The following is a 15,886-nucleotide window of genomic DNA, read 5'->3' as shown; positions in this document are numbered from 1 at the left end:
TCTAGCAGAAACGGCGCGGGTTGGGACCGGTTTTAGAAGCGTAGCCCGGATGGAGCGCAGCGAAATCCGGGGACCTCTCAAGCGGCGGGAGACCCCGGATTGCGCTTCGCTCCATCCGGGCTACGGTGACTGTCTCACGCCGCCTCGCCTGTCCTGCTCCACGGCGGAAACGGATCGCGCAGCCCGGCCCAGGCTTGCGGGTCCATGCCCGGCCTGCCGGTGACGAGGCAGGCATCGAGCCTGCGGCGGATGTAGTCCTCGTCCATGCCGGAGCCGATGAAGACCAGCTCCTGCCGGCGATCGCCGTAGAGATCGTTCCAGCTCCGCTGCATCATCAGCCGCCAGTCCGGATGATCCGGCCAGCGCTCGCGCGGGATCGCGGCCCACCACGAACCGAGCCCTTCGGTCCGCACGATGGCGCCGGCCTGGCTCAGCTCGCCGCACCAATCCGGGCGCGTCGCGATCCAGAAATGGCCCTTGGCGCGGATCACGCCTTGCCAGCTCTCGCGCAGGAAGGCGTGGAAGCGCAGCGGATCGAACGGGCGCCGCGCCCGGTAGACGAAGCTCGTGATGCCGTATTCCTCGGTCTCCGGCACGTGCCCGGCAAAGCCATAGAGTTCCTTGTGCCAGAGCGGATGCTGCTGCGCGCGCTCATAGGCAAAGCGGCCGGTGTCGAGCACGCGGTCGAACGGGACTTGCGCAAAATTCGCTTCGACGAGGTCGGCCTCGGGATTGAGCGCACGCACGATGGTACGGGCGGCCTCGCGCTGCGCAGGCGTCGCGGCATCGATCTTGTTCAGCACCACGACATCGGCGAACTCGATCTGCTCGACCAGCAGATCGACCAGCGTGCGCTTGTCGCCGTCGAGCGCTTCGCCGCGCTGGCTGAGGAAATCGGTCGAGGCGTAGTCCTTCAGGAGATTGGCGGCGTCGACCACCGTGACCATGGTGTCGAGCCGCGCGATGTCGGAGAGGCTTTGGCCATCTTCATCGCGAAACTCGAAGGTCGCGGCGACCGGCAGCGGCTCGGAAATGCCGGTCGATTCGATCAGGAGATAATCGAAGCGGCCGCTCTCGGCGAGCGTGCGTACCTCCTTCAGCAGATCGTCGCGCAGGGTGCAGCAGATGCAGCCATTGCTCATCTCGACCAGTTTTTCGTCAGTCCGGGACAGGTTCGCACCGCCATCGCGAACCAGGTCGGCGTCGATGTTCACCTCGCTCATGTCGTTCACAATCACCGCAACCTTCAGACCGCGGCGGTTGTTCAGGACGTGGTTCAGCAAAGTGGTCTTTCCAGCCCCGAGGAAGCCGGACAAGATGGTGACGGGGAGTTTTTGCATCGAGATCAAACAGTTGCTGGAGGGATCGGCGGCGGCGGGACATGGGGCATTGGCTTGATGTTATGTTATAACATAACATCAATGAGGCGCGGCCTGTCAAGCGCCTGGGCGGCGCAGTCAGCCTGCCAGTTTTAGGAATGCGTAGCCCGGATGGAGCGCAGCGAAATCCGGGGCCGCGCTATCCACGGATGGACCTGTCCCGGATTGCGCTTCGCTCCATCCGGGCGGGCTCAGGATGACGGGTTCAGAGTTCGCGCTCTACTTCCCCAATCCGCGCAGCACGAGCTGGTTCATGCGCCCAGCGAACGCGGCGGGGTCGTCGGGCATCTCGCCGTCGAGGATCTGCGCCTGTTCGAACAGCAGCAGCGACAGGTCCTTCGCCTGCGCGGTATCGGTCGCGAGCGCCGCGACCAGCGGGTGGCGCAAATTGATCTCGAGCACCGGCTTTGTGATCGCGCCGCGGTTCTGCTGGGCGAGCAGCCGCTCCAGCGCGCGGTCGCGCGCATCGCCGCCGGCAACGAGGCACGACGCGCTCGCGGTCAGCCGCTGCGAAGCCCGGACGTCGGAGACGCGCTCGCCGAGCGCGTCCTTGATCACGGCGATCGTGGTCGCCGCGTCGGCCGCGGGTTCGTCCTTCTTGTCGTCCTTGTCGTCGGCAAGCGGGATCAGGCCGAAATCGACATCGCCCTGGCTCAGCGACTTCAGCGGCTTGCCGCCGAAATCGAGCGGCGCCGAGGTCCAGAACGCATCGACCGGATCGGTCAGGAGCAGCACCTCGATGCCGCGGGCGCGCGCCGATTCCAGCTTCGGGTTCGACTTCAGCCGCTCGACGCTGTCGCCGACCAGATAATAGATCTCGGTCTGGTTCGGCTTGAAGTCGTCGACAACCTGCTTCAGCGAGCGGTTCTCGCCCGACGTCGTGGTGAAGCGCGCCAGTGCCAGCAGCTTGTCGCGGCGCTCGAAATCCTCCCACAGGCCTTCCTTGATCACCGGGCCGAACGCGTTCCAGATCTTTGCGAAGGTCTCCGGCTCCTTCTCGCCGAGCGTCTCCAACTCGCCGATCACGCGGCCGGTGACGGCCTTGCGGATCTGCGCGAGCTGCGGATTGTTCTGCAGCATCTCGCGCGAGATGTTGAGCGGCAGGTCCTCACTGTCGATCACACCCCGGATGAAGCGCAAGTAAGCCGGCAGCAGCTCGGCATCGTCGGCGATGAAGACGCGGCGGACGTAGAGCTTGACCTTACCCTTGCGCTCGACCTGGAACAGGTCGAACGGCTTTTGCGACGGCGCGAACAGCAGCACGGCGTAGGACTGCCGGCCCTCGGCACGGTAATGCAGCGTCATCGCCGGCTCGTCGAACGCGCCGGCGATCTGCTTGTAGGCCTGGGCGTAATCCTCCGGCTTGAGCTCGGATTTCGAGCGCTGCCACAGCGCGCTCGCCGAGTTGATCTGGCGCGGCTCGCCCTCTTCCGGCACCAGCAGGATCGGAAACTGGATGTTGTCGGAATATTCGCGGACGATGCGCTCGATCTCGTAGGCCTCGAGATACTTGGCGGCGTCCTTCTTCAGATGCAGCACGATCTCGGTGCCGCGCGCGACACGCTGGGCGGCCTCTTCGCCCCCCGGTGCGATCTCGAAGCCGCTGCCGCCTTCCGACGTCCACACCCACACCTCGTCCGAGCCGGCGCGGCGGCTGGTGACGACGATCTTTTCGGCGACCATGAAGGCGGCATAGAAGCCGACGCCGAACTGGCCGATCAGGTTGGCGCCGTCCTTGGCCTCGGTGAGCTTCGACAGGAACGATCTGGTGCCGGAGCGCGCGATGGTGCCGAGATTGTCGATCAGCTCCTGGCGCTCCATGCCGATGCCGGTATCAACCACGGCAAGCGTGTTGGCCGCCTTGTTCGGGACGATCCTGATCTCCGGCGGCGTGCCGTCCGTGATCAGGGACGGATTGGCGATCGCCTCGTAGCGCAGCTTGTCGCAGGCATCCGACGCGTTCGAGATCAACTCGCGCAGGAAGATATCGGTCTCGGAATAGACCGAATGCACCATCAGGTGCAGCAATTCGGCAACCTCGGCCTGGAATGGCTGGGATTCGGCAGCGGCAGTTGTGGTCATGCGGAAACTCGGACAATCGGTAAGGGGCGGGAAAGCCCTGATATAGCGCGATCGCGCCGCGTGGCAAGGTTGCCAAAAGCGGCCGGAACCGTCAGTCCGAGATCGCCGCGAGATAGCGCTGCACCGAGCGGTCGAACGCCGCCTTGGCGTCGGAGGCGATGTTCTTGCCCCACCAGGCGCCATAGATCCGATCATAGGCCAGCGGCTCGACCGCGCGCGCGAGGCGGCGGACCGCTGATGCATTGAGCGGGATATAGTTCGGGTAGGAATACATGAAGCTGACCGAGCGGCGGTCCATCGCCACCATCGCGATATCCCCGGTCAGAAGCGCGCCGCGCCCGTCGGCGCCATTGCGCCAATGCAGCATGGTGGCGCCGGCAAAATGCCCGCCGCCGCGCACCAGCAGGATGTCGTCGGAGATGCGATGGCTGTCCCCCTGCCACGGCACGATCGACGGATAAGGCCGCGTCACCCATTGTGCATCGTCGCCGTGCAGATAGACCGGGGCATTGTCGAACGCCGCGCTCCAGTCGGCGACCGCGCCATAATAATGCGGATGCGAGATCGCAATCGCCTTCAGCCCGCCGAGCGATCTGACATGGGCGATCGCCTCGGCGGTTGCCAGCGGCACGCAGTCCCACATCACGCAGCCGCCGCGGTCCGGCACCAGCAGCGCGCGCTGCCCGATCGCAAAGGACGGCTCGAGCGCGATCCCGACGAGGCCAAGATCGTCGCGACAGACCAGTTTGTGCCGCTCTGCGAGCTCCTCGCGCGTCAGCCACGCCTGCCCCTTCCAGTTCACATATTGCCGCTCGTCCTCGCAGATCGGGCAAGCCGGCGGCGGCGCAGCGGTCTCAGGAAATTGCGCGCCGCATTGTTCGCAGGTCCACAGAGGCATTGGCAGCGCCCTCGTTGCGATGAAGCTGGTCTGCTGATCTAGCGCCGCGGCAGGAGGCGTTCAATGCCGCCGCCCCAGTTCCATCTGCATCTCCGCCGGTGCTATGCCGAACTTCCGGCGGAACGCGCGATGGAAATAGGACAAGTCGTTGAAGCCGACCGTATAGGCGATGTCGCTGACCTTGCGGCCGGCGCCCTCTTCGTGCAGCAGTAGCCGGCGCGCCCGCAGCAGGCGCTGCTCGAGGACGAACTCCGAGAATGTCGTTCCTGCGGACGCGAACAGGCGCTGCGCCTGGCGGGTGCTCAGCGCATTCGCCTTTGCTATGGCTTCGATCGTGAGCTTACCGTTGTCGAGATTTTTGAGAACATCGGCCTTCATCAGATCGAGCCGCGCCTTCGCCACGCCGTCGCGTGCCGACAGCTGCTTTGTCTCGGCGCTGCTGCCGAGAACGAGACCCGCCAGGTCGGCGAGATGGTGCGCCGCCGCCCGCTGGCCGGGCACGTCCAGATCGCCGGCAAGCTCGGTGCAGAGCACGGAATAGCGCTCGATCATCGCGCCCAGGGCCGGCTCGCGCCCGAGTACCCGCGCCAGCTGCGTTTCCACCAATGGTGCGACCTGGAGCAGCAGGCGCCGCGGAAACCGCGTCGTCGTAAAGCTGCCCGACCGGGTGAGGTCGGCGGTGCCGACGATATTCATTTCGGTGAGGCACATCTGGCCGCGCTGAAGCTCGATCGCCTTGCCTGCCTGCGTGACCTGCACCGTGCCGCGCGTCGCAGAGATCAGGACGAGGTCGTCGCAGCCGTCATTCAGAAGCGCGCGGGTGCGGGCGAAGCGGGCCGAGCCGCCGCGCGGCGTCGCGATGGCGACCGTATGCAGCAGCGTAAACTCGTTGTGGCAGTCGATGCGGTTGTCGTCGGTCGGTCCGACGTCGAGCCGGCAGAAGCCGCGGCAAATCCCTTCGCGCCAAGCCTCATAGGCCGGCCCTTTGGCCAGCCCATGATGGAAAATCGAGAACCGGTTGGGCACCTGTGTCTCGGACATGATCCGCGCTCCGACGCTCGATCGATCAGGGCTGACACGATCGATCGCTTGCTGTCCGCCGCGCGCATGTCGTGTGCGCACGTCGTTCCTGTCCCTACGCTTGGCGCGACGGTCCACGACTCCGGCGCGGAGCCTGATACCACTGCGCCGATTGCCGGTAAAGCTATTCACGAGATGCAACCCTATGATGCGAAGTGCGAAAGCCGGGAATAAAACGGCGCAGCAGTTTCGCGACGCGGCATTGCCGTGTCTCGACGATGCCTACGCGTTCGCCCAGGTCCTGATGCGGACCGAGGCGGACGCCGAACTGGCCGTGCAGGAATGCTATCGGCGCGCACTGCGCCGGTTCGACGGCGTTCGCGGCCCGGCCATCAGGCCGTGGCTGCTCGCGATCCTCAAAGCCGTCTGCCAAGAGAAACTCGACCGGAAACCCTCCGGCAACAATGTAACGCCGGAACGGCGCGACACCCCGACCATCCGGCAACTCATCCATGACCTGCCCGCCCCGCTCGGCGAGGTCATCGCGCTGCGCGAGATGATCGATCTCTCCTACAAGGAGATCGCCGAAGTCACCGGCATTCCTGTCACCACCGTGATGTCGCGCATCGCGGAAGCGCGCGCCCTGCTGCTCCCAGCGTGGCGCGCGGCGAACAAGGCCGCGCAGGCGAAGCCGACGGCGCCTCAAAACCGGTGGTCTACCGCGCGAACGCCTGTTGAACCGCCGACGGCTCGGTGATGCCGTTCGCGATCAGGAGCTCGAGCAATACCCGCGCCTTCTGCGGGTTGAGATCGAGCGAGACCGCGAAGCCGAGCTTGTCGTCCTCGACCTCGACGTTGCGGTTGACGAAGCCTGAGCCGACCCGGGTCGAACGCACCACCACGACGCCCTGCTTCGCCGCGGCGGCCAGCGCATCGATCGCGCCCTTCGATGAATTGCCGTCGCCGACGCCGGCCAGCACGATGCCCTTGGCGCCGCGCCTGACCGCATCCTCGACCTCAGCGGCGTCCATGTTGGCGTGCGAATAGATGATGTCGACCCGCGGCAAGGGCGGCGCATCCGGCAGCTTCAACCTGGCAGCCTTGACGGGTGCGGCCGGCTGCAGGAAGCGCAGCGAGCCGGTGTCGACATAGCCGACCGGGCCGGCTTCGAGCGAGCGGAACGTCTCGACGCTGGTGGTGTTGGTCTTCTGCACCCAGCGCGCGGCATGGATGGTGTCGTTGAGCACCACGAGCACGCCGCGGCCGCGGGATTCCGGGGCCGATGCGACCCGCATCGCCTCGTAGAGATTGGCCGGACCGTCGGCGCCGATCGCGGTCGAGGGCCGCATCGATCCGACCAGCACGATCGGGACGTCGGTGTCGAGTACGTTTTGCAGGAAGAACGCGGTCTCCTCCATCGTGTCGGTGCCATGGGTGATGACGACGCCGTCGACCTCCTTGTCGTCAATGGCCGCGCGGATGCGCTTGACGAGGTCGAACCACACGTTGTCGTTCATGTCCTGCGAGCCGATCGACGAAATCTGCTCGGCCGACATCTGGGCGAGCTTGTCGATGCCCGGGATCGCCGCGACCAGGTTGGCTGCGCTGACCTTGCCTGAGTCATAGGCGTTGCCGGCGCGTGCGCTGGCCTGCCCCGCGATGGTGCCGCCGGTACCGAGCACGAGCACGCGGGCCAGCGCGGTGCCGGAGGCCTGTTGCGCTGATACCGGCGAGGCAAGCCCGATCGTGAGGGCGGCGGCGAGGCCGAGGAAGAGCCGAACGGAATAATTGGATTGAAACGAACGTGGCATGATCTTCTCCCCAAAGCGACAGGTCGCCAGTCCACAACTCGTGGTTTTGTCCCGTAACAAGTGGACAAAGTTGCGGCGGAAGATGCGATGGTCGGAAGATGGGTTGAAGCGTTTAGTGAGCTTCAAACGTGTTGCGCAGCTCGATCTCCGTCCCGACGGTTCGCCAGATCGAACGATCGACGAACAGCACCCGATCCTCGGCGTGGGCGAGCAGTCTTGCGATATCAAGCGCGTGCAGGCGCGCATTGATGGTGTGCAGCACCGCGCCCATGCAGGGCACGGCGAGATAAAGCTCGAGGTGACGGCGCGAGTTCCAGGCCAGCGTGGCAACGCGCATGCCGCGCTCGACGCCGATCTCGGCGAGGAAGTTGGCGAGCTGGCCCGCGCGGCCGAGCAGCTCCGCATAGCTGATGACATGGACGCGGTCGCAATACCGCGTCGTCACCGTCTTGTTCGGATAGAGATCCGCGACACGTCCCTCACCAGATTGAGGGTGAGCGGGACCTGCTGCATCAAGCCTGCGAGCATGCCGTATTCTCCGGAACTTCCGCAAAACCTTGACATCTGCCGGAAGGCGGCGCAACATTTTTCGAAGATTATTCGACTTTTGGTGCCTGCGATGCATTTTGAGCTTCCCGACGACCTCCGCGTTCTGCAAGGCCGGATGCGTGAATTCGTGCGCAGCGAGCTACAGCCGCACGATGCCGCGATCGAGGCGACCGGCAAGGTGCCGGACAGCGCCATGGCCGGCCTGCGCAGGATGGGATTGTTCGGCACCAACACGCCGAAGCAATTCGGCGGCCTCGGCCTCACGATGCTGGGCAGCTGCATCGCGATCGAGGAGCTCGCGAAGGCCCACACCGCCTTCTACTATCTGAGCGGGGTCAACGTTCACATCGGCTCGAAGGCGATCGAGCTCTACGCGCAGCCGGCGATTCGCGACCGATGGCTGCCGGAGCTCGCCAGCGGACGGGTGATCGGCGCGTTCGCGCTGACCGAACCGAATGCCGGATCCGATGCCGCCCGGATCCAGACCCGGGCGCGGCGGGACGGCGATCATTACGTGCTCGACGGCCGCAAGACCTATATCACCAATGCGCCCGCGGCCGGCGTCTTCACGGTGTTCGCCACGCTCGATCCCTCCGCCGGCGCCAAGGGCATCGCGGCCTTTGTCGTCGACGCAAAGACGCCGGGCCTTGCCATCGGCCGCCTGGTCGAGATGGCTGCCGGACGCGGCTCGGAGCACGCCGAAGTGATCTTCGAGGATTGCCGTATTCCGCGCGAGAATCTGCTGGGACAGGAGGGCGAAGGATTCGCCATCGCGATGCGGTGCCTGGATGCCGGGCGCACCCATTGGGGCGCCTATTGCGTCGGCGCGGCGAGCCAGCTGCTGGACTACGCTCTCGACCATGTCTCGGAGCGCGAGACGTTCGGACGCAAGCTGCGCGACCATCAGGGCCTCGAGTGGCAGATCGCCGACATGGCGAGTTCGCTGCATGCCGCGCGGCTTGTCGCCTATGAGGCAGCCTGGCGTTACGACCGGGGCGATGCCGCCGCCCGCACCGCCGCGGCAGCGCTCTCCAAATATACCGGCGCCGACATGGTGCAGCGCGTCGCCGACACGACCATGCAGCTGTTCGGCGGTGCCGGTTATTCAAGAGACCTGCCGATCGAGCGCATCTGGCGGGAAACGCGGGTGGTCCGCATTCTAGACGGCACCTCCGAGATCATGCGCCAGATCATTGCCCGCAACGCGTTCCGCACACATGAACGGCGGAACGCGCCGGTCTGACCCGCAGGCTTTACCGCTGTATCCCGTCGCAATAGCACTTGTGTTCCGATCCCGCTGCCTTACTGTTTTTTTTACGGGGATGAGATTCCTGCTTTGACGCGTCTTCCTTGCGCGAACCGGTATCCACTTCGCGCGAAAACGCTCTTGGAGACCACCGTGGCTTCGGGGACGACACTCAAGCTCAAGCAGCAACGCAGCCGCGACCGGCGCGAGCAGATCCTCACGGCGGCCACCAAGCTGTTTGGCGAAAAAGGCATCGACGGAACCTCGCTCACCGAGGTCGCCGCCGCGGCGAAAGTACCGCTCTCCAGCATCTATGATTATTTCGAGGACAAGCGCGCGCTGGTGCTCGATGTGCCCGAAGGCAATTTCGAGGCGCTGTATCAGAAGACCGAGCCGCTGCTGGTCAAGGGTGGCGATCCCGTCGACCAGCTCCGCATCATCTTCCTCACCAACTTCCAGTACATCAAGGACAACCCGAGCTGGGGCCGGGTGTTCTTCCTCGAGATCTGGCCGAGCGTGCTTGCCGCCGAACCGCGGATCAAGAAGGCGGTCGACAGATACGCGCTGCGCTATGTGCAGTTGATCAGGCAGGCGAGCCGCGCCGGCACCTATCGCCGCAATCTCGATCCCTACACCGCGATGTCGCTGATGATGGGCGGGATGTGCCACCTCACCGCCGTCTGGCTGCTTTACGGCCGCAAATACGATCTGGTGAAGAAGGGCAAGGCGCTGTTCACCACGCTGCATAACGGGTTTGTGCAGCGTTAGCCGCGCCGGTGCGCGGCCGGCTCTCGTAGAATGGGTAGAGCGAAGCGAAACCCATCATTCGTCAGGTCGACACGGAGCGATGGGTTTCGCTTCGCTCTACCCATCCTACGCACCGCGTGGTTCGCGGCGCGAACGATTTGATCCAAATTCATCGCTGTTTGGCCGGCTGTGGCGGCGATCCGTTTCCGGAAAACCAATACACAACCGTCGAAATCCTGTTCTAGTATGACGTCGTGGGCGACCCGCGACCGGACACGCGGGCACTCGGGATGGGAGCGTACCGATGGACGTCAAGGCTGTTCTGCCGCCGCGTGGCCGCGACTATCGCCTCGATCTGCTGCGCGGCTTCGCCAACTGGGCGATCTATCTCGATCACATCCCGAACAACGCGGTGAACTGGATCACGCAGAAGAATTTCGGCTTCAGCGACGCGGCCGATCTGTTCGTGTTCATCTCCGGCTACACCGCATCCTTCGTCTATGCGCGCATGATGCTCGAGCGCGGCACCGTGATCGGCGCCACCCGCCTGATCAAGCGCGCTTGGCAGATCTATGTCGCCCACGTCCTGCTGTTCGTGATCTATATCGCCGAGATCGGCTATCTCTCCCAGCGCTACCACGACCCGAACCTGCAGGACGAATTCAACGTCGCGGGCTTCATGCACAATCCGGCCGAGACGCTCTATCAGGGCCTGATCCTGGCGTTCAAACCGGTCAACATGGATGTGCTGCCGCTCTATATCGCGCTGATGCTGTGCTATCCGCTGGTGCTGTGGGCGATGCTGCGCAAGCTCAATCTGACGCTGCTGGCCTCGTTCCTGCTCTATCTCGCGGCGCGGCAATTCGGCTGGAACCTGCCGGCCTATCCGTCCGGCTCATGGTATTTCAATCCGTTCTGCTGGCAGTTCCTGTTCGTGTTCGGCGGCTGGTTCGCGCTCGGCGGCGCGAGCGAATCGATCGCGTTCATCCGCTCGCGCGCCTTCCTTTGGCTCGGCGGCGCCTATCTGCTGTTCGCGCTGGTCATGACCTTGGCGGGCCGCTTCCCGGAGCTCGGACAGGCGATGCCGGCCTGGCTCTATGACGCCTTCAATCCGAACGACAAGACCAACCTTGCGCCTTATCGCGTGCTGCACTTCATCGTCCTCGCCTTCTTCGTCACCCGCTTCCTGCCGCGCGAATGGCCCGGATATGAATGGCCGATCTTCCAGCCGATCATCAAATGCGGCCAGCAGTCGCTCGAAGTGTTCTGCACCGGCGTTTTCCTCGCGGTCATCGCGCATGTGCTGCTGGTCGAGGTCTCCGGCAGCATCTGGATGCAGATCGCGGTCAGCATTGTTGGCATCGTGCTGATGACCGCACTCGCCTATTACCGCTCCTGGTCGAAGAAGGTCGACAAGGCGCCCGCGAAGGTACCCGTAGCTGCGCAGACGCCCGTGGCCGCGCAGACGCCAGCGACCGCGAAGCCGGCGGAGTAAGACGGCGCGCGGCCGAAGCCGCGCGCAACGTGCAAAGTAGCCTGCTATCTCGCCAGCGGCTTGCCGGCCGTCTCCGGCGCCAGGGCGATCAGCGGCAGGCCGACTACATAGATCAGCGACAGCATCGAAATCGCCAGCGGGAAGCTGCCGGTGCGGGCGGCGAGCGCGCCGATCAGGGTCGGGCCGGCGGCGCCGAGCACGCGGCCCATGCTGAAGGCGAAGCCGGAGCCCGAGCCGCGCAGCGCCGAAGGAAACATCTCCGGCAGCCAGATCGTGAACAGGCCGAACACACCATTGGTGAAGAAGCCGAGCACCGGCAGCAGCACCATGAACAGCGTCAGGCTGTCGAGCCATTCGATCGCGACCTCATAGGAGACCACGACGGAGATCAGCCCGCCGACGAAGAACAGCACCGCGGTGCGGCGCCGGCTGCCGAGCCAGGTCGTTAGCCATGGTACAAGGAGGCAGCCGATCAGCGTGCCGACATTGGTGATCAGGCCGGCCACCGCGCCCATCTCCTGCGCGTGCGCCGGCGTCGCGCCCGCGGCGACCAGCTTGGTCGAGATCACGGTCGGGGCCCAGAAGTTCGACGACCAAAGGCCGAAGATGATGCAGGCCATCATCAGCGCCGCGGCCCAGGTGGTGCGCGCCTGGTCGCCGGCAAACAAGGCCGCGACCGACGGCTGCTCGTGCGCAGCCCTGCGCTCGGGTTCGGGAATGTTGCTGCGCAGATACGCGATCAGCAGCGCGGGCAGAATGCCGAGCAGGAACATGCCGCGCCAGCCCAGCGTGCTGCCAATCGCAAGCGTGACGGCGGCGGCGAGGAATAGCCCGGTCGGCGTCGCCGTGTGCAGCCATCCGGCGAGCCGCACCCGCGTATTCTCCGGCACGGATTCCTGCAGCAGCGGCGTGCCCGCGGCCCATTCGCCGCCGATGCCGAAGCCGGCAACAAAGCGAAACAATGCGAACATCACGATACCGGTCGCAAGCCCGCACAGCGCCGTGAACAGCGAGTAGACCAGCACCGTCCAGCACATGATCCGGACCCGTCCGTAACGGTCCGCGGCCCAGCCCCAGACCATCGAGCAGGCCCAGCCCAGCATGAAGATCGAGAACAAGAGCCCGCCATAGATGCCGATACTGGCCTTGCTCGGCTCAATGCCGCTGGCGGGCAGCAATTCGCTCAACGCGCCGACCAGGATGTAGGCGTACATCGACGAATCGAAGCCATCGAGCATCCAACCGAACCAGGTCGCCCAAAACACTTTTCGCGGCGACACTGCGCCAGGCGCCGCGACCGACGGCGCAAGCGTATCGACGGTGCTCTCAGTCATGTTTCCTCGCACGTTTCTTTTGTGCGGCGGACTATGACGAGGTTTGCGCGCCGAGACACCACCGGCAAACGGGACGGAGGTATCCGGCATGAGAATAGCGACGCCGATCACATCGACGTCACTGCGAACGCCCGCTCCTTCTACGAAGGACGCGCGGAACGCCGGAAAATGTAGAAAGCGATGATGACCAGCGGCACGGCAAGTGCGAGCCAGGAGGCCTGGTCCCAGATCCCGTCGCCGAGGGGCGCCGAGACCTGCCCGAACGCGATAACGGCAAAGATCAATACCGACGCCGGAAAGATTTACGCGATCGACCATCTCGCTCCCGACATCAGGATCGCTCCGCCACATGCGCGCGTGAGCGGGGATAAGATCCGTGAAACCTTCGATTTTTGGCGGATGCCTTCGACAACGCGAGCCTTGCAAGCTGGGATCAATCCCGTTTGGATCCGGAAGAATGTAGGAAATGAATGCGTCGTAGTTGAACTCAGACATTGAGTTCGACGGGCTGAGAGTTCGACGGGCTGCTTAAATAAGAGCGGGTCCGAACCGGGCCGGATCGCGCAGCTGAACAGGAACTGGTTCGAAAAAATCTACATCAGACATGCAAGCCAACACGTTGTAGTGGCTCGATCAATCTTCATCTCGTCCGGCGAGCATCAACACCGTCCGCCTCCCGGCCGCGCCTGGGGATGATGGTGCGGTTCGCTCGACGCGGCGCGATCAGCTTGTTAAGCCGCCTCTCCGCAAGGGCAATTTGAGTCGGGACATGACCGTAGCGATCGAGATGGGACAAACGACGGCCGGCACTTCGGCGGCCATCGACCTCGAGGAGCTATTGGCGACGCGCCTCTTGGTACAAGGCAATTCGGGTTCCGGCAAATCCCATCTGCTGCGCCGGCTATTGGAACAGAGCGCCCCCTGGGTGCAGCAGACCATCATCGATCCTGAAGGTGATTTCGTCACCCTGGCCGAACGATTTGGCCACCTCGTCATCGACGCCGAGGACCACACCGAGCGCAGCCTGCAGGTCGCCGGCGAGCGCGTGCGCATCCATCGCGTCTCCACGGTGCTCAATCTCGAAGGACTCGACGCCGAGAACCAGATGCGGCGCGCCGCGGCCTTCCTCGGCGGGCTGTTCGACGTCGCCCGCGACCACTGGTATCCGATGCTGGTGGTGGTGGACGAGGCGCAGCTGTTCGCGCCGGCGGTCGCGGGCGAGGTGTCCGACGAGGCGCGCAAGCTTTCGCTCGGTGCAATGACCAATTTGATGTGCCGCGGTCGCAAGCGCGGGCTCGCCGGGATCATCGCAACCCAGCGGCTGGCGAAGCTCGCCAAGAATGTTGCGGCCGAAGCGTCGAACTTCCTGATGGGCCGCACCTTCCTCGATATCGACATGGCGCGCGCCGCCGACCTGCTCGGCATGGAACGGCGGCAGGCGGAAGCCTTCCGCGACCTCGAGCGCGGACAATTCATGGCGCTGGGACCTGCGCTCTCCCGCCGTCCGCTGGGCTTGCGCATCGGTCCGACCGACACCCAGCCGCGCAATGCGGCGCCGCGGTTGATGCCGCTGCCTGAAGCGGCACTGGAGGACGCACGCGCGATCATCCTCGCCGCTCCGCCGCCGGAAGCGGTGCGGCCGCAGCGCCGGACGCCGTCGCCGGACCTGCTCAGCCAGTTGATGGCCGCCAAGCAGCCGGCACCGGAGCCAGATCCCGAAGCTGCGGAGCCGCCGCCGAGCGCCGAGCAATTGGCCGAGCGGCGTGAACGGTTGGACCGTATCCTGCGCGCTATCCTCGCCGAGCCCGACGCCGGCTTCCGCGCCATCGGCGTGCTCTATCAGGAGTTCGTGGTCCGCTGCCGCATCGAGGGTCTCGGTGCCGTGGTGCCGGAGCTGACCGATTTCCGCCGGATGCTGACGCGCGCCCGCGCCGGGCTCGGCGCTGATGTCGCGGAGGACGACGCCTGGCAGGACGTCTCGTTGCGTGCCGCGCTGTTGCCCGAGGACATGCAGGGCGTCTTCATGATGATCGCCCGCGCCGCGAAGGAGGGCTGGCCGTGCCCGAGCGATGCCGCGATCGCCCGCGCCTACGGCACGCATTCGCTGCGCCGTGCCCGGCATCTTCTGACCTACATCGAAGAACAAGGCCTGATCGTCTGCCAGCTCGACGGTGCCGGCCGGCGGATCGTGACCCTCGTCGAGCTCGCCTGGGCCACCGCCGCGGCCGACCCGAATGTGGACGACCAGGCGGCGGAAGCAGCCTGTAACGGCTCGTCGCTGTGATCAGGTACTGAGCAACGAGGCGTTAGGTGTCGCGCGGCGTCGCGGAAACGCTGCAAGACAAGAAAAAGGCCCGCCAGGAGGCGGGCCTTTCAACTTTGCCGGTTGAGCGATCTTGGTTGCGGAGGGCCCGCAACAGGCCCTCCACAGCCGCCCTATCTCAAGCCCCTACGCATGCTGCGGCTGCGCAAGCTGACTGACCTGCATCGCCGGCGGATCGACGACCGAGGTACCACCATGGCCGTCGCTCGAGGCCGTGAATGTGGAAGCCATGTAGTTGCCCAGCAGCGCAATGCTGGCGGTGACAGTGCCGTCCGTCACCGTGAGCGTTCCGCCCGAGGCGTTTCCGGTGAAGGTCGGCGTTTGAACGTTCGCGAAATTGATGTTCGCGAAATCGATCGTGTCCGAACCGGACATCCCGGCGACAGTTCCGGTGAAGCTCGCGGAATTGTCGAGCTTCAGCGTCCCCGTGCTGCCCAGGAACGTAACGGCGGCGTTCGAAGCCCCCGTCAATTCCAGGGTGGTACCCGCTGCGATGGTGGCAGTGCTGGGGCTCTCTCCGGTCGCGTAGAACGGCTGCCACGCTCCCCATGCGATGCCGTCATAGGCCCGGATCCAGAGCTGGTCCGTACCCGAGCCGGCCTGATAGGTGGTCTCGGAAAGTTGCGCCGCCGTGATGTCGACCTCGACATTCGCAGCCTGCGTCGCTCCGTTGACGCTCCAATGCCCGTTGCCGTTGGTATCCCACAACGCGTATTTCGTCATGGTATCGCCGTCCGCGTCCGTCACGCTGAATAGGCTCGAAGCAGCAAAGACCTGCCCGGAGACCGTCGTAACGTTCGAGGCCGAGACCACCGGCGGCTGGTCGGTTGCCGTGGCCGCAAAGGCCGTCCACCTCCCCCACTGGGTGCCATCATTGGCCCGCACCCAGAGCGTATCCGACGGCGAGCCGCCGGGACCGAACACGTAACTCACCTGCGACAGGTTCGCCGCCGACACCTCGATGTTGGTGCCGGCTGCTTGCGCGACGCCATTCACCACCCA

General features: G+C 65.0%; 14 protein-coding genes. 6 read left to right on the top strand and 8 right to left on the bottom strand.

Annotated elements, in window-relative coordinates; all coding sequences use genetic code 11:
- Nucleotides 1–134 precede the first annotated feature (134 nt).
- The 4 genes from zigA to Q2M23_RS15780 form a co-directional block, all read right to left on the bottom strand.
- Nucleotides 135–1,340 (bottom strand): zinc metallochaperone GTPase ZigA, encoded by a 1,206-nt coding sequence (gene zigA / locus Q2M23_RS15795; RefSeq protein ID WP_316396077.1) that lies wholly within the window; start codon nt 1,338–1,340, stop codon nt 135–137.
- A 258-nt stretch (nt 1,341–1,598) separates the two neighbouring features.
- Entirely contained in the window at nt 1,599–3,461 is a 1,863-nt protein-coding gene (gene htpG / locus Q2M23_RS15790) for a molecular chaperone HtpG (protein WP_316396076.1), read from the bottom strand.
- A 91-nt stretch (nt 3,462–3,552) separates the two neighbouring features.
- Nucleotides 3,553–4,359 carry an MBL fold metallo-hydrolase gene (locus Q2M23_RS15785; protein WP_168858395.1) on the bottom strand — a complete coding sequence of 269 codons (807 nt, stop codon included), beginning with the start codon at nt 4,357–4,359 and terminating at the stop codon, nt 3,553–3,555.
- 60 nt (nt 4,360–4,419) lie between these two features.
- Nucleotides 4,420–5,400 carry an AraC family transcriptional regulator gene (locus Q2M23_RS15780; RefSeq protein WP_076828101.1) on the bottom strand — a complete coding sequence of 327 codons (981 nt, stop codon included), beginning with the start codon at nt 5,398–5,400 and terminating at the stop codon, nt 4,420–4,422.
- Between the two features lie 184 nt (nt 5,401–5,584).
- On the opposite strand from Q2M23_RS15780, the gene Q2M23_RS15775 reads away from it, so the two are divergent.
- Nucleotides 5,585–6,136 carry a sigma factor-like helix-turn-helix DNA-binding protein gene (locus tag Q2M23_RS15775; protein ID WP_244558823.1) on the top strand — a complete coding sequence of 184 codons (552 nt, stop codon included), beginning with the start codon at nt 5,585–5,587 and terminating at the stop codon, nt 6,134–6,136.
- On the opposite strand, the gene Q2M23_RS15770 is transcribed toward Q2M23_RS15775, so the two are convergent.
- The gene (locus Q2M23_RS15770) at nt 6,096–7,190 is read right to left on the bottom strand and encodes an asparaginase (protein ID WP_194295354.1); all 1,095 of its coding nucleotides are present in this window, start codon (nt 7,188–7,190) and stop codon (nt 6,096–6,098) included. The genes Q2M23_RS15775 and Q2M23_RS15770 overlap by 41 nt on opposite strands.
- A 112-nt stretch (nt 7,191–7,302) precedes the next feature.
- The gene (locus Q2M23_RS15765) at nt 7,303–7,776 is read right to left on the bottom strand and encodes an AMP-binding protein (protein ID WP_316396074.1); all 474 of its coding nucleotides are present in this window, start codon (nt 7,774–7,776) and stop codon (nt 7,303–7,305) included.
- A gap of 33 nt (nt 7,777–7,809) precedes the next feature.
- On the opposite strand from Q2M23_RS15765, the gene Q2M23_RS15760 reads away from it, so the two are divergent.
- From Q2M23_RS15760 to Q2M23_RS15750, 3 genes are all read left to right on the top strand, one after another.
- On the top strand, nt 7,810–8,982 hold the full coding sequence (locus tag Q2M23_RS15760) for an acyl-CoA dehydrogenase family protein (RefSeq protein WP_316396073.1): 1,173 nt from the start codon (nt 7,810–7,812) through the stop codon (nt 8,980–8,982).
- Between the two features lie 156 nt (nt 8,983–9,138).
- Nucleotides 9,139–9,753, top strand: coding sequence for a TetR/AcrR family transcriptional regulator (locus tag Q2M23_RS15755; RefSeq protein WP_076828126.1), 615 nt, complete (start codon nt 9,139–9,141; stop codon nt 9,751–9,753).
- Nucleotides 9,754–10,036: 283 nt separating this feature from the next.
- Entirely contained in the window at nt 10,037–11,227 is a 1,191-nt protein-coding gene (locus Q2M23_RS15750) for an OpgC domain-containing protein (RefSeq protein WP_076828107.1), read from the top strand.
- Nucleotides 11,228–11,271: 44 nt separating this feature from the next.
- Here the strand turns inward: Q2M23_RS15750 and Q2M23_RS15745 are convergent, their stop codons facing one another.
- On the bottom strand, nt 11,272–12,561 hold the full coding sequence (locus Q2M23_RS15745) for an MFS transporter (protein WP_316396071.1): 1,290 nt from the start codon (nt 12,559–12,561) through the stop codon (nt 11,272–11,274).
- Between the two features lie 183 nt (nt 12,562–12,744).
- On the opposite strand from Q2M23_RS15745, the gene Q2M23_RS15740 reads away from it, so the two are divergent.
- Together Q2M23_RS15740 and Q2M23_RS15735 are read left to right on the top strand one after the other, a co-directional pair.
- Complete coding sequence (locus Q2M23_RS15740) at nt 12,745–13,059, top strand: hypothetical protein (RefSeq protein ID WP_316396070.1); 315 nt, start codon at nt 12,745–12,747, stop codon at nt 13,057–13,059.
- A 271-nt stretch (nt 13,060–13,330) separates the two neighbouring features.
- On the top strand, nt 13,331–14,845 hold the full coding sequence (locus tag Q2M23_RS15735; RefSeq protein WP_316396069.1) for an ATP-binding protein: 1,515 nt from the start codon (nt 13,331–13,333) through the stop codon (nt 14,843–14,845).
- Between the two features lie 165 nt (nt 14,846–15,010).
- Here the strand turns inward: Q2M23_RS15735 and Q2M23_RS15730 are convergent.
- Nucleotides 15,011–15,886 (bottom strand): hypothetical protein (locus Q2M23_RS15730; RefSeq protein WP_316396068.1); only part of this gene is annotated, 876 nt, incomplete at its 5' end.

It is taken from the genome of Bradyrhizobium sp. 33ap4 (genome assembly GCF_032654765.1).
Taxonomy (GTDB): domain Bacteria; phylum Pseudomonadota; class Alphaproteobacteria; order Rhizobiales; family Xanthobacteraceae; genus Bradyrhizobium; species Bradyrhizobium australafricanum.
This window is presented reverse-complemented; position numbering and strand designations above follow the sequence as displayed.